12 protein-coding genes are annotated in these 13950 nt (G+C 68.4%); 7 read left to right on the forward strand and 5 right to left on the reverse strand.

Annotated features, from left to right (window positions below; all coding sequences use genetic code 11):
• The first annotated feature begins 256 nt into the window (after nt 1-256).
• Nucleotides 257-721 (forward strand): hypothetical protein, encoded by a 465-nt coding sequence (locus ABF821_RS15470; protein ID WP_246402490.1) that lies wholly within the window; start codon nt 257-259, stop codon nt 719-721.
• 31 nt (nt 722-752) lie between these two features.
• Here ABF821_RS15470 and ABF821_RS15475 read toward each other — a convergent pair whose 3' ends face one another.
• Nucleotides 753-1826, reverse strand: coding sequence for a glycosyltransferase family 4 protein (locus ABF821_RS15475; protein ID WP_415530642.1), 1074 nt, complete (start codon nt 1824-1826; stop codon nt 753-755).
• A 73-nt stretch (nt 1827-1899) separates the two neighbouring features.
• On the opposite strand from ABF821_RS15475, the gene ABF821_RS15480 reads away from it, so the two are divergent.
• Genes ABF821_RS15480 through ABF821_RS15495 form a run of 4 tightly spaced genes read left to right on the forward strand, consistent with a single transcriptional unit; the run spans nt 1900 to nt 6148 of the window.
• Nucleotides 1900-3891, forward strand: a complete 1992-nt coding sequence (locus ABF821_RS15480) for a polysaccharide biosynthesis protein (protein WP_415530643.1) — start codon at nt 1900-1902, stop codon at nt 3889-3891.
• A complete protein-coding gene (locus ABF821_RS15485; RefSeq protein WP_415530645.1) occupies nt 3888-5033 on the forward strand; it encodes a DegT/DnrJ/EryC1/StrS family aminotransferase in 1146 nt (381 codons plus the stop codon). Before ABF821_RS15480 ends, ABF821_RS15485 begins: the two co-directional genes overlap by 4 nt.
• Nucleotides 5034-5051: 18 nt before the next feature.
• Complete coding sequence (locus tag ABF821_RS15490) at nt 5052-5534, forward strand: hypothetical protein (protein WP_415530646.1); 483 nt, start codon at nt 5052-5054, stop codon at nt 5532-5534.
• The gene (locus ABF821_RS15495) at nt 5531-6148 is read left to right on the forward strand and encodes an HAD family hydrolase (RefSeq protein WP_415530647.1); all 618 of its coding nucleotides are present in this window, start codon (nt 5531-5533) and stop codon (nt 6146-6148) included. Before ABF821_RS15490 ends, ABF821_RS15495 begins: the two co-directional genes overlap by 4 nt.
• An 86-nt stretch (nt 6149-6234) precedes the next feature.
• On the opposite strand, the gene ABF821_RS15500 is transcribed toward ABF821_RS15495, so the two are convergent.
• Both ABF821_RS15500 and ABF821_RS15505 read right to left on the reverse strand, forming a co-directional pair.
• On the reverse strand, nt 6235-7365 hold the full coding sequence (locus tag ABF821_RS15500; RefSeq protein WP_182974785.1) for an AI-2E family transporter: 1131 nt from the start codon (nt 7363-7365) through the stop codon (nt 6235-6237).
• A gap of 252 nt (nt 7366-7617) precedes the next feature.
• Complete coding sequence (locus tag ABF821_RS15505) at nt 7618-9501, reverse strand: ABC-F family ATP-binding cassette domain-containing protein (protein ID WP_415530648.1); 1884 nt, start codon at nt 9499-9501, stop codon at nt 7618-7620.
• Between the two features lie 171 nt (nt 9502-9672).
• Here ABF821_RS15505 and ndk point away from each other — a divergent pair, with 171 nt between their 5' ends.
• Together ndk and ABF821_RS15515 are read left to right on the forward strand one after the other, a co-directional pair.
• Complete coding sequence (ndk, locus tag ABF821_RS15510) at nt 9673-10095, forward strand: nucleoside-diphosphate kinase (protein ID WP_182974787.1); 423 nt, start codon at nt 9673-9675, stop codon at nt 10093-10095.
• A 361-nt stretch (nt 10096-10456) separates the two neighbouring features.
• The gene (locus ABF821_RS15515) at nt 10457-12181 is read left to right on the forward strand and encodes a diguanylate cyclase (protein WP_415530649.1); all 1725 of its coding nucleotides are present in this window, start codon (nt 10457-10459) and stop codon (nt 12179-12181) included.
• Nucleotides 12182-12212: 31 nt separating this feature from the next.
• Here ABF821_RS15515 and purN read toward each other — a convergent pair whose 3' ends face one another.
• Both purN and purM read right to left on the reverse strand, forming a co-directional pair.
• Entirely contained in the window at nt 12213-12851 is a 639-nt protein-coding gene (purN, locus tag ABF821_RS15520; protein ID WP_310889117.1) for a phosphoribosylglycinamide formyltransferase, read from the reverse strand.
• Nucleotides 12852-12858: 7 nt separating this feature from the next.
• Entirely contained in the window at nt 12859-13947 is a 1089-nt protein-coding gene (gene purM, locus ABF821_RS15525; RefSeq protein ID WP_415530650.1) for a phosphoribosylformylglycinamidine cyclo-ligase, read from the reverse strand.
• Nucleotides 13948-13950: the final 3 nt, after the last annotated feature.

Genomic DNA, 13950 nt, shown 5'->3' on the forward strand with positions numbered 1-13950 from the left:
GCGGCGCTTACTCCCAACTGGGGGCGCTAAGCGGGCGCGCGGCGTCGCGCCGCGGGCTGAGGGGGTGGGGTGGGGGCCCGTCCGGGCCACCGCCCGTTCCATTCTGGAAGACGACAGATCGATCGGATGAATTGGCCGGTGGCCGTGCGTGACCGATGGTCCGCGCGCGCGTTTCCGCGCCCGCCGATTCCCCCTGACGGCGTGTATTTTCGGGCGTTAATTCAGCCGATCAGAACAGACGATTAGGAGAAAGATCATGCGTATGGCATCGCGTATCGCTGCCGTGGCCGCTCTCGCCGTTCCGTTTCTGATGACGTCCCTTCCTGGCCCGGTCACCGCCCGTGCCGCCGACGACCTGGGGACGCCCGTCGGGCATATCCGGCTGGTTGCGAAATCGGCCGATGTCGGCGTCGGCTGGACGTGGGGCTCCGGCAAGCTGACCTTCGGGCACCATACCTACAACTTCACCGTCAAGGGCGGGTCGATCGCCGCCGTCGGCTATTCGAAGATCGAAGGTACGGGCACCGTCTATAACCTGAAGAACCTGCACGATTTCGACGGCACCTATGTGGCCGGCAATGGTGAAGCCACGGTTGGCAACGGTGTGGGTGGCAGCCTGCTGCACAACGGCAATGGCGTGACGATCAAGATCGAAACCATCTCGAAGGGTGCGCGGCTGGCCGCCGCTGCCCAGGGGCTGGAACTGACGCTGACCCACTGACGGGTCTTTCGGCGCCGGCCCGGTTCGTCGCTCAGACGGGCCGGGTCGGGTGCCGCATGCGCCGCTCGACGACGGCGCTCCAGGCCAGTTGCGGCAGCAGGACCATGAGCAGGCCCGCCGCCGTGCCCGACAGGCCATGCAGGCCCGACAGACCATGTAGAACGGTCCAGGCCGTCACGCTTCCCCACAGGACGAACCCCCAGTGTATGAGGGTGACGGTGACCGGCGAGAGGCCGGACTGTGTCGCGCGCTGGTAGAGGTGCTCGCGGTGGCCCTCCATCAGGCGGGCGCCGTTTCGCCAGCGGCGGGCCAGCGTATAGAGGACATCGTAGATCAGTCCGGCCAGCAGCATCGGCACCACGTACCATGCGGTCAGGCCCGGCTGGGTGGCGCAGGCGAGGCCGAATGCGCCGGCCAGCAGGCCGCAGGGCTGGCTGCCGACATCGCCCATGAAGATGCGGGCCTTTGGAAAATTGAACGGCAGGAAGCCGGCCAGCGCCGCCGCCAGCACCAGAGCCATGCCGCCGAGAGTGGTCCCCGCCGCCAGGATGCCGAGGGCGAGGCCGGCCAGCATGACCGAACCCGATACCAGCCCGTTCAGCCCGTCCATGAAATTGACCGCGTTGGTCATGAACACCAGGCAGCAGACCGACAGGACGAACCACGCGGGCGCGGCCAGCGATGCGGCCCAGGGAAGGGGCAGCATGGTGGACAGCGTGGCGGGCAGGCCGGCGGGGACCGGGAGCGTGAGGGCCACCAGGACCGATGCCGCGACCTGTGCCCCCAGCTTCAGCAGGGGGGACCATTGATAGACATCGTCCAGCCAGGAGATCGCGGCCAGCAGGGCCGTCGCGGCCAGCAGGCCGGCGAGGGGCAGGTCCAGCGGCGGCAGGCCGTGCAGCATGCGCCCGGCCGGGACCGCCAGCACGAACGCCGCCACGATGCCGATGCCGCCGCCCTTGGGCGTGGGAAGCGTGTGCGAACTGCGATGCCCCGGATGGTCCATGACGCCCAGGCGGATCGTCGCCGCCACGGTCAGGGCGGCGGTGATCCAGGTGGCGAACAGCAGGAACGGGAAGGCCAGGGGCGGGGGGGAGGCGATCACGACCGCCTGCCGTGCTGTTTTGTCGTCATGGCTTCTTCTAGCATGGAATGGGCTGGGCTATATGATCGGCACAATGGCTTCGCAACGCCCTGACCCCGGTGACGACCCCGGCGAGCCCGACGCCGGGGGGCGCCCGGTCAACCGAATCGCCGTCAACGTGATGCTGGATGGGGGGCTTGCCGCGCTCTCGGCCCCGCTTGCCCGCTGGCTGGCCGACCCAGGCGGCGGGCTGCTGCATCCGCTGTGGTTCATTGCGGGCGGGGCGATCACGCTGGTGATCAGCAGTCTGCCGTTTCGCGTCCAGCAGCAATATTGGCGCTTTTCCGGGGTGGATGACCTGCTGGGAATCGCCGGGGCCTCGGCGGCGAGCGCCATGCTGTTCTCGCTGGGTCTGTATGTTACCGGCTTTCCGATCCCGACGCCGGCTTTTCCCTTTATCCATGCGCTGGTGCTGCTGGTGCTGCTGGGGGGCGTGCGGGTGGTCTATCGCCTGTCCTGCCGGCATTCCACGCGGCGCTATCCGTCCGCGCAGGTGGTGCTGATCGGGTCCGATCAGTCCGCCGACCTGTTCATCCGCGCCATCGAGCGCGCGGCGCATCCGGCGTTTCGGGTCGCGGGCATCATGACCGGGGGGCGGCGGCAGACGGGGCGCCGAATCCACGGTGTGCCGATTCTGGGCCATGTGCGGACGATGGACGAGATCCTGGACCGGGCGCGCGGCGGGAGCGGGTGGCCGGACCTGCTGATCGTGACCGATGCCGACTTCCGGGGCGAGGAACTGGCGCGGGTGCTGACATCGGCCGAGCAGCGCGGCCTGTCCGTCCAGCGGGCGCCGGACCTGACCGACCTGACCCCCGCCGCCCGGCTGGAACTGCGGCCGATCGCGATCGAGGAACTGCTGAACCGGCCGCTGGTCGATCTGGACCGGGAGGGGATGGCGGCGCTGCTGGGTGGCCGCACGGTTCTGGTGACCGGGGCGGGGGGCTCGATCGGCTCGGAACTGGCGCGGCAGATCGCGGGATATGCGCCGGGGCGCCTGCTGCTGCTGGACCATGGGGAGTTCGCGCTGTGGCAGATCGACCTTGAATTGTCCGAACGCGCGCCGGATATCCGACGCGAGGCGATACTGGCCGATGTTCGCGATCGAGACCGGATGGAGGAGATCTGCGCCCTTTATCGCCCCGAACTGGTCTTTCATGCCGCTGCCCTGAAGCATGTGCCGATGGTCGAGGCGAACCCGTGCGAGGGGGTGCTGACCAACGTGATCGGCACCCGCGTGGTGGCCGATGCGGCGGCGCGCAACGGGGCGCTGGCGCTGGTCATGGTTTCGACCGACAAGGCGGTGAATCCGTCCAGCCTGATGGGGGCCTCCAAGCGCGCGGCCGAAATGTACTGTCAGGCGCTGGATGTCGCCGCCCGGAGCCGCGGCGGCGAGGCCATGCGCTGCGTGACCGTGCGGTTTGGCAATGTGCTGGGATCGACCGGATCGGTCGTGCCGCTGTTTCGCCGCCAGTTGGAGCGGGGCGGGCCGCTGACCGTGACCCACCCCGACATGCAGCGTTATTTCATGACGGTCTCGGAAGCGGTGGGGCTGGTCCTGCAGGCCAGCGTGCGCGGGACGATCCGCGACCAGGCGGGAAGTGGGACGGATACGCTGCTGCGCAATGGCGGGATTTTCGTGCTGGACATGGGCAAGCCGGTGAAGATCGTCGATCTGGCGCGGCAGATGATCCGGCTGGCGGGGCTGCGCCCGCAGGTGGACGTGCCGATCCGTTTCACCGGCCTGCGGCCCGGCGAAAAGCTGTTCGAGGAACTGTTCCACGGGCGCGAGGCGCCGGTGGCGACCGACCACCCCGGCCTGCGCATGGCGACGCCGCGTATCGTGGACAGCTGCGCGGTGGGGCTGGTGATCGACCGGCTGGCCGATGCCTGCCATAGGGGGGACGCGCCGGCCGTCCTTGCGCTGATCAGGGGTCTCGTTCCCGAATTCGCCCATAACCCGACCGGCGATCCGCACGATACGATGGCGGAACCGACCGACGCCGAAAGGACGATGCATTCATGACTGCTCCGCTGCCCGACAGCCTTCCGCCCATCGCGTTTCTCGACCTGCCGGCGCAGCAGGCGCGGCTGGGCGATGCGATCCGGCGGCGGGTCGATACCGTGATGGCGCATTGCCGGTTCGTGATGGGCCCCGAGGTGGCGGAACTGGAGCAGGCGCTGGCGGCCTATGCCGGGGCGGACCAGTGTGTCGGCGTGTCCTCGGGCACCGATGCGATCCAGATCGTGATGATGGCCGAGGGAATCGGGGCGGGGGATGCCGTTTTCCTGCCGGCCTTTACCTATACGGCGACGGCCGAAGTGCCGCTGCTGCTGAAGGCGACGCCGGTTTTCGTCGATGTCGACCCCCGGACCTTCCAGATCGACCCGGCCAGCCTGGAACGGCGGATTGCCCAGGTGCGGGCCGACGGGCGGCTGCGCCCGCGTGCGATCGTGGGGGTCGATCTGTTCGGCCAGCCGGCGCCGTGGCCCGAACTGCGCGCGATCGCGGAGCGGGAAGGGCTGTTCCTGATGGATGATTGCGCCCAGTCGTTCGGCGGCGCACTGGCGGGCCGCAAGCTGGGATGCGAGGCGACCGCCACCACCCTGTCCTTCTTCCCCTCCAAGCCACTGGGCGGGTATGGCGATGGCGGTGCGATCCTGACCGACGACCCGGAGCGGGCGGAGCTGTATCGCTCGCTGCGCACCCATGGCGAAGGCACGACGCGGTACGAGGTGCTGCGTATCGGCATGAACGGGCGGCTCGATACGCTTCAGGCGGCGGTGCTGCTGGCGAAGCTGGAAGGGTTCGATGCCGAACTCGCGCGGCGCGACGCCATTGCGGATGCCTATGACGCCGGGCTGGAAGGGCATGTCGTGACGCCGGCGCGGGTGCTGCATGCGCAGAGCGCGTGGGCGGTTTATGCCGTATTGACCGAAAATGAAGCCGCGCGCGCGGCCTTGCAGGACCGGTTGAAGGCTCGGGGCGTGCCCTCGGCGATCTATTATCCGCGGCCGCTCCATCTTCAGCCCGCATATCAGGGCTCGCATGACGGAACGCCGTTGCCTGTTGCCGAAGAACTGGCTTGCCGTATTCTTGCGCTGCCCATCCACCCCGAACTGACGGATGCGGAGGTCGCGCGGGTTATCGCGGCCGTTCGCGGTTAAACGAGAAAGACAACAGGTATGAGACGGGAAACAGCGCTGCTTCTGGGCTTCCTGACGGTCACGGTCGGGACTTCGGCCGTGCTGTGGTCCTTCGCGATGCCGAATTTCAAGCCCCTGACCATTCCCGAGATGACGAGTGGCGTGATCAGCGTGGGGCCGATGCGCCGGCAGCGCGCGCTGTCGGCGGCGGAGATCCATACGCTCAACGACTGGTTGCAGCATCATCGCACTGTCTGGGGGCCGCTGGGGCAGACGCCGCCCTCGTCGGGTGATGCCACCATTACCCTGACGGCCAACCGGCCGGTCGGGGCGGACGGCAAGCCCGTGCCCTACAGCATGACGCTGTGGACCGGCATCAGCGCCGCCGACTGGAACAATACCGTGTTCCTTGAGGATCGGCCGGGGGCGGTGATCCGCGTGCATCAGTTTTCCGAAGCCGATTTCGCGGCGCTGCGCCAGCTTGTGGACCAGCATCCGTACGAGCGGACCGCTTTTCCGTGATCGCCGTTCCGGCGCGGACGGCGGCGCTGATCTTCGATTGCGACGGCACGCTGGTCGATACGCTGCCGCTCTATCTGCGCGGGTGGCTGGCGGCGTTGCAGACGGAGGCCGCGCATGAGGTGGCGCCGGAATGGTTCCACGGCCGGGGCGGCCTGTCGGAACAGATGGTGCTGGACCTGATGGAAACGGAACTGGGGCGGCCGCTCGATCGCCCGGCCATTCTGCGGGCCGCCCGGCGGAACGTGCTGGCGGCCATGACCGATCTGCGGGAAATCGCGGTGGTGGCGGACCTGGCCCGCCGGTATCGCGGCACGTTGCCGATGGCCGTGGCCTCCAGCGGCTCGCGGGAGATCGTTCTGGCGTCTCTGACCCATACCGGACTGCTGGACCTGTTCGATACGGTAGTGACGATCGACGATGTGGCGCGGGCGAAGCCGGCGCCGGACCTGTTTCTGGAGGCCGCGCGCCGGCTGGGCGCCGCGCCCGAATGCTGCCTGGTGCTGGAGGACAGCGCCGAAGGGCTGGCGGCGGCGGGACATGCCGGCATGCGGGGCGTGGATATCCGCCCCTATGTCCGCCCCCCTGACTCCGCTCCCCCTGTCTCCGCCCCGTGAGCGGCCAGCCGTGACGGGCCGGCCGCCGCGCGGCGCCTGACGGAGCGTGCGGGCCGGTGAGCCGGACCACACGCTCCGTCGGGCTTTCAGACCCGGTCGGAGTCCTTGAGTGGCGGGCTGGCGCGGTCCATCACCGCCAGCAGGGCGGCGGTGAGCGGTGAGGCCAGGATCAGGCCGGGGAGCCCCAGGATGGTGCCGAACACGGTCTGCGACAGGATGGTGACGCCCGGCGGCATCTGCACCGCGTGGCGCTGGATCAGCGGCGCCATGACGTTGCCCTCGAAGAACTGGATGGCGGTATAGAGCGTCAGCACCATCAGCCCCTCGCGCGTGCCGACCGACAGGCCGAGCAGGATGGCGGGGATCGCGCCGATGAAGGCGCCGATATAGGGGATGAAGTTCGCCAGGCCGGCCACGACGCCCAGTGCCAGGGCCAGCGGCACGCCGATGAACCACAGGCCGAGTGCGGACAGCACGCCGACGACGAACATGTCCAGCGCCTGCCCGGCGGTCCAGGCCCACAGGGTGCGGCCCGCCACCAGCAGGAGTTCGCGGGCGGTGGGACGGTGGGCGATGGGGAACAGGCGCAGCAGGCCGTTGACGTAGAGGGTGGGCGACAGCGCGAAATAGAGCCCGGCGATGAGGATGACGGCCAGCGTGCCGACCGCGCCGAAGGCCGAGGACAGGACGCCGGTCATGGACCCGGCGATGCGCGAGCCCATGCCGTCGGTGCCTCCGCCGGTCTGGTTGCCGCCCAGCGCCTGCGGCAGATGGTCCAGCAGCGTGCGCCCGAACTCGCTGGTGCCCAGTTGCGTCCGCACGGCATAGGCCTGCGTGGTCAGCGCCACGCGCAGGCGTGTGGCCTGCTCGGCGATGGTGGGGCCGCTGCTCCAGATCAGGCCGCCGAATGCGGTCAGCAGGATGACGACGACCAGGGACAGGGCCAGCCAGTAGGGGAGCTTGATCCGGCGTTGGGCCAGCGTTGCCAGATTATGCAGGATGACCGCGAGCAGCGTTGCGGCGAAGACGACCATCAGCACGGGGCCGAGCAGCCAGATCGACAGGATCACGGCGGTCAGCAGGATCGTTCTCTGGAGCAGGGTATGGATTTTGGCCAACTGCACGGCGCGGGGATCGGTGGAGGATGTGTCGTGCTGGGATTCCCGCTTTTCCTCGGAAGTAGCGGGTTGGGACTCGGTCACGGCGATGGGGGGCATGGCGTTTCCGCTTTGTGGTCGGCTGGTGGCCTGGGACAGGCCACGCATCATTGATTCAGACAGCTCTGGCGACAGACCCGGCACCCGAGGGATTTCAGGGGCTGGCACCCGTGAAGGGTTCGCATATCCGCCTGCCTTCGTCGATGTCGTCGAGGCGGGGCGAGGCGGAATGCTATCCTGACAACGCCCTGATGAACGAAAGGATACCGGATGGCGGGTCGGGCCGGTGAGCGGGGCTGCCCTGTGGTGCGGTCATTCCTGGGCCGAGGCTTCCTCGATCGCCGCTTCGGCCAGCAGCCATTCTTCCTCGGCCGCTGCCTCTTCGCGGCCGATCGCGGCGAGGCGGGTGTTGATGGCCGTGACATCTTCCGCGCTGCCGGTGGCGTAGAGGGCCGGGTCGGCCAGGCGGGTTTCCAGCCGGGCGCGTTCCGCCGTCAGTTTGCCGATGCGGGCTTCGGCGTCGCGTGCCTTCCTGCGCAGGGGGGCCACGGCCTTGCGGGCTTCGACGCGGTCGCGCCGGTCCTCGCGCCTGGGGGCGGCCGCGGGTGTTGCCGGGCGGCTGGCGGCGCGGGCGCGCTCGGACAGCCAGACGCGATAGTCGGCCATGTCGCCGTCGAAGGGGCGCACCGTGCCGTCGCCGACCAGCCACAGCCGGTCGGCGACCAGTTCGACCAGATGCGGATCGTGGCTGATCAGCAGCACCGCGCCTTCGAACTCGGCCAGGGCGCGGATCAGCGCCTCGCGCGCGTCGAGGTCCAGATGGTTGGTCGGTTCGTCCAGGATCAGCAGATGCGGGGCGTCGCGGGTGGCCAGCGCCAGCAGCAGGCGTGCTTTCTCGCCGCCCGAGAGGTCGCGCGTGACCGTGTCCGCGCGGTCGGCATCCAGCCCGAAGCGGGCGAGCTGGGCGCGCACGGCCGTGGGGGGCGCCTTGGGCATGGCGCGGGCCATGTGGGCGACCGGCGTTTCGTCCGGCACCAGTTCCTCGGCCTGATGCTGGGCGAAATAGCCGACCCGCAGGCGCGGATTGTGGTTGGCCGTGCCCGAGAGCGGAGCCAGGCGGCCGGCGATCAGCTTGGCGAAGGTCGATTTGCCGTTGCCGTTCGCGCCCAGCAGCGCGACCCGGTCTTCCATGTCCAGCCGCAGGGACAGGTTGGAGAGGATCGGCCGGCCGTCATAGCCGACCGATACGCGGTCCAGCGTCAGCATCGGCGGCGGCAGGGGCGTGGGTGCGGGGAAGGCGAAGCGGGTGGGGGTGTCCTCGATCACCGCTTCGATCACCGGCAGTTTTTCCAGTGCCTTGACGCGGGCCTGGGCCTGTCGGGCCTTGGTGGCCTTGGCGCGGAAGCGATCGACGAAGGATTGCATATGCGCGCGCTGGGCGGCGATGCGCTCGGCGGCGCGGGCCTGCTGGAGGGCCTGCTCGGTGCGGATGCGGACGAATTCGTCATAGCCGCCGGGGGTCAGCGACAGGCGGCGCTGGTCGAGATGGGCGATGGCGTCCACCGAGCGGTCGAGCAGGCCGCGATCGTGGCTGACGATCAATGCGGCGCCGGAGAAGCGGGCCAGCCAGCTTTCCAGCCAGATCGTGGCTTCCAGGTCGAGATGGTTGGTCGGTTCGTCGAGCAGCAGCAGGTCCGGGTTGAGGAACAGCGCGGTGGCCAGCGCCACGCGCATCCGCCAGCCGCCGGAGAAATCCGAGACCGGGCGGGCCTGGGCGGCGGCGTCGAAACCCAGCCCCGAGAGGATGGTGGCGGCGCGGGAGGGGGCGCTGTCGGCGCCGATGGCCCGCAGGCGCTCGTGAATGTCGGCCAGGCGCGCCGGATCGGCCGTGTGTTCGGACTCGGCCAGCAGGGCCGTGCGTTCGAGATCGCCGGCGAGCACGGTATCGAGCAGGTTGGCGTCGCCCGAAGGGGCCTCCTGCCGGATGCGGGCCATGCGGGCGCGGGAGGAGAGGGTGATGGTGCCGCCATCGGGCGCGATGTCGCCGGCGATGGCGGCCAGCAGGGTGGATTTGCCGGCACCATTGCGCCCGACCAGGCCGATCTTGCGCCCCGGATCGACGCTGAGAGACGCTCCGTCCAGCAGGGTGCGCCCCGCGATGCGGAGGGTCAGGTCGGAGATGACGAGCAGACTCACGGGGGCGGGCTCCGGAAATGTGGCGGCGTGCCCGGCTGGTCGGGCAGGATTCGTGACGCTGTACCTACCAGTCCTGCCCAATATGCTCTAGATGGCGCGCGTAAGGGGCGCCGGTCCGGATGGGCAGGAGGTCCCGGTCATGCAACGCGACCATAAAAAAGGAGCCATATCATGGCGACCGAACGTACCCTCTCGATCATCAAGCCGGACGCGACCCGGCGCAACCTGACCGGCAAGATCAATGCCGTATTCGAAGATGCCGGCCTGCGGATCGTGGCGCAGAAGCGCGTGCAACTGACCGAAGCGGTCGCCGGCGCGTTCTATGCCGTCCACAAGGAGCGTCCGTTCTACAACGACCTGGTGTCGTTCATGATCTCCGGCCCGGTCGTGGTGCAGGTTCTGGAAGGCGAGAACGCCGTCCTGAAGCATCGTGACGTCATGGGCGCCACCGACCCGAAGAAGGCCGCCCCCGGCACCGTGCGCGCCGAATTCGCCGAGAGCATCGAAGCGAACTCGGTCCATGGTTCGGACAGCCTGGAAAACGCGAACAATGAGATCGCGTTCTTCTTCGCGCAGACCGAAATCCTGCCCTGATCGGCATGTGACGGTGCCGGCTGCCCCTGCTTCCGGATTTCGGGAGCAGGGGAGGCGGTTCCTGTTCGGGAACGGGCCGGTCTTTTTCCGGTTGATGAAACTGGGAAGATGTTTCGGGGACCGTTTGCGTGTTTCGTCCGTATTCGTTTGAAGAGTCTGTATTATTTTGTGATTTTTATTGGGATTTTTTTGTCGGTAGATTGGCTGATCGTTCGAAGTGTTCAGGATGGGCGCTGAGAAGCTCGAATGGAAAGGTCTGTCAGGTTCGGACTTTTGCGATTTTGAAGGCCGATTGAACGTCTCCTGCAACTGACCTGATGTTGTATTGACGACGGTTGGTGCCGAACCGGCGTTTTTTGTCATGATCTCCGATAGCGAATACCTACCGCCGCGCCGGTTCTGGATCGGCAGGCGTTTGTGGATCAGCGCCGCGTGTGCCGTGCTGCTGTTCACCACCGTGACCGGACTGCTTCTGGCACATGCCTTCTTCCAGACCTTTCTGAGTGCCCGGCACGATGCTGCGGGGGTGGAGAGGTTTCGGCAGGTGCTGGAGACGGCCAATGACATCAGTGCCGAGCGTGCGCCATCCAATATAGTGATGGGTGGGGAGACAGCCCTGTTGCGCAGCCGATTGCAGGCCGCGCGAGCGAGGACCGATCGGGCTCTGGCGCGGGAGGCGGGAATCGTGCCGGCCAAGCCGCTTCAGGAGACGGCAACGCTGCTGGGTCGGGCACGGGCATTGGTCGATCAGGCCGCCGCGCAGCCGGTGCCCCGGCGTGAGGCTATTCAACAGGCGATCGAGGCACAGTTCGCGGCCTATGATGGCTATCGCGCCGTGATCACGGCGGAAGCCGCATTGCTCATGCGGACCGATTCCGGGTTGGCCGCACCCGTTCAGTTCGCGCTGATTCTCTGTACTTTGCGCGATGACGGCGGGCGGCTCGGCTCGGTCGTCGTGCCCGCGCTGATTACCCATGAGGCGGTCTCGGAGCGCGATATCTCTGCCCGCGACCGGTTGGCGGGGCGCATGGCCATACAATGGGAGTTGCTTGATCTGGGCGCCAATCTGACGGATCGCGGATCGGGCCTTTTTGCCCTGCGGGCCAACGCGGAGGCGGCATTCTTTGGCGACGGACAGCCGTTGGTGGCGCGCGTGATCGAGGAGGGAACGCACGCCGAGCGGTATACGGAGAGCATCGAGACGTTTAACGACCGGTATGTCCGGACGCTGGCGCCGCTGGAAATCTGGCGGAACAGCTTTCTGGACGGTCTGCTTTCCCATTACCGGCAACGGGAGCGACATGCATGCGAACTGCTTTGGGTTGTGAGCGCCGTGATGCTGGCGGTTGTCGGGCTGATTGCCGGCATGGTGCTGCTGGTCCACATGCGTGTGCTGCGTCCCCTGCTGCAAGCCAGCGAAGCCGTTGTGGGGCTGGTGCATGACCGGCCCGTCACCCTGCCGTTCCGCCACCACGGCGGCAGGGAGTTGCAGCCGCTGTTCGAGGCGCTCGCGATTCTGCGCGACAAGTTGCAGGAACGGGCCGTACAGACCCGGCACCTGAAGCATCTGGCCGAAACCGACGAACTGACCCAACTGCTCAACCGGCGGGCTCTTGAGACGCTTGCAGAACCGCTGATGGAAGCGGAAACGCCCGAAAAACAGGTCTTTCTCATTCTGTTGGATATCGATCATTTCAAAGCCATCAACGATCGATACGGCCATGGCGAGGGGGACCGGGTTCTGGTGGCGGTGGCCGGGGCATTGCGTGCGCAGATCCGGCCCGGCGACCTGGCGGCGCGGGTGGGAGGGGAGGAGTTCGCCGTTCTCGTCCGGACCCGCCATCTGATCGACGCCCTGTCTCTGGCGCATCGCCTGCATCAGGCGGTCGGGGACCTGGACGTGAGGAATGCCGATGCGGGACGGATTGCCGTTACCGCGAGTTTCGGCCTTGCCGCGGGGAAAGGTCTGACCTGGCGCCAGTTCATGGCGAAGGCGGACGTTGCCCTCTATGCCGCCAAGAGGGCCGGCCGGAATACCGTTCGCGTGGCCGGCGCGGACGGCGCCGGGCCGGAGCATGCCGCCTGACGCGATTTCCGGGCGGCTGATCCGCTGCTGGTCAGACGACCAGCAGCGCGGCCTCGCGATGTCCGGATGATGCCGTTTCGGGCCGCAGGAGGTTGAGGAGGGCGGCTGGATACAGGCGATGTTCCTGTTTCAGCACGCGCGCGGCGAGGGCGTCGGGCGTGTCGCCCGGATGGACCGGCACCGCCGCCTGGCCCAGGATCGGGCCGTCATCCATCACCTCCGTGACCAGATGGACCGTGCAGCCATGCAGCTTTACGCCCGCTTGCAGCGCGCGCTCGTGCGTGTGCAGGCCGGGGAAGGCGGGGAGCAGGCTGGGGTGGATGTTGAGCATCCGCCCGGCCCAGGCTTCGGTCAGGAACGGCGTGAGCAGGCGCATGTAGCCGGCGAGGCACACCAGTTGCACCCCGGCCTCGCGCAGCAGGGCGTCTACCGCGCGCTCATGCGCCGCGCGGTCCTTGCCGAAGGGGCGGTGGTCGATGGCTTCGGCGCGCAGGCCCGCCGCGCGGGCGACATCCAGGCCCGGCGCGTCCGGCCGGTTGCTGAGGACCATGACGATGCGGGCCGGGAAATCCGGCGCGGCGCAGGCGTCGATCAGCGCGCGCATGTTGCTGCCGCGCCCGCTGATCAGGATGGCGATCGGGCAGCGATCGTCCGGCGGAAAGGCGCTCACGGGCAGATCAGCCCGTGAAGTCGGGGCGGGTGGTGAAGCGCAGGCCGGCGGGGGCGTCGGGGGCCGAAGCTTCGAGCGTTCCGATCACGACCGGGGATTCGCCCGCCGCGCGCAGGGCGGCCAGGGCGGCCTCGGCGTCGCGGGCGACCAGCACCATGCCGATGCCGCAATTGAACACTTTGAGCATCTCGTCGGCATCGACCTGGCCGGTCCGGGCCAGCCAGCGGAAGACCGGGGGGATCTGCCACGACGTGCCGTCGATCACCGCCGTCAGGCCGGCCGGCAGCACGCGCGGCAGGTTGCCGGGCAGGCCGCCGCCGGTGATGTGCGCGGCGCCCTGGATCAGGCCCTGCCGGTGCAGGTCCAGCACCTGCTTCACGTAGAGGCGCGTGGGTGCCATCAGCGCCTGGGCCAGGGTCTGGCCCTCGGCGAAGGGACAGGGAGCGTTCCATGCCAGGCCGCTGCGGGTGACGATGGCGCGGACCAGCGAGAAGCCGTTGGAATGCACGCCGCTGGCCGAAAGCCCGATCAGCGTGTCGCCGGCGGCGATGGCGTTGGGCAGCAGCGCCGCGCGTTCGGCGGCGCCGACGGAGAAGCCGGCGAGGTCATAATGGCCGGGCGCGTACATGCCCGGCATCTCGGCGGTCTCGCCGCCGACCAGCGCGCAGCCCGACTCGGCGCAGCCCTGGGCGATGCCGCGCACCACCTTGGCCGCGTCTTCGACCGCCAGGCGGCCGGTGGCGAAATAATCCAGGAAAAACAGGGGCTCCGCGCCCTGCACCACCAGATCGTTCACGCACATCGCCACCAGGTCGATGCCGACGGTTTCGTGCAGGCCGCTTTCGATGGCAATCATCAGCTTGGTGCCGACGCCGTCGGTGCAGGACACGAGGACCGGATCGGTGAAACCGGCTGCCTTGAGGTCGAACAGCGCCCCGAATCCGCCCAGGCCGCCCATGGTGCCGGGACGGTCCGTCGCCTTCGCCGCCGGCTTGATGGCATCGACCAGCGCGTCGCCGGCTTCGATGTCCACGCCTGCGTCGCGGTAGGTGGCGCCGGCGGGGGGGGTCGAAGAGGAGGGGGGAGCGGAGGTCATGGG

Origin of the sequence: Gluconacetobacter sp. (assembly GCF_047721585.1) — a bacterium.
GTDB lineage: Bacteria > Pseudomonadota > Alphaproteobacteria > Acetobacterales > Acetobacteraceae > Gluconacetobacter > Gluconacetobacter dulcium.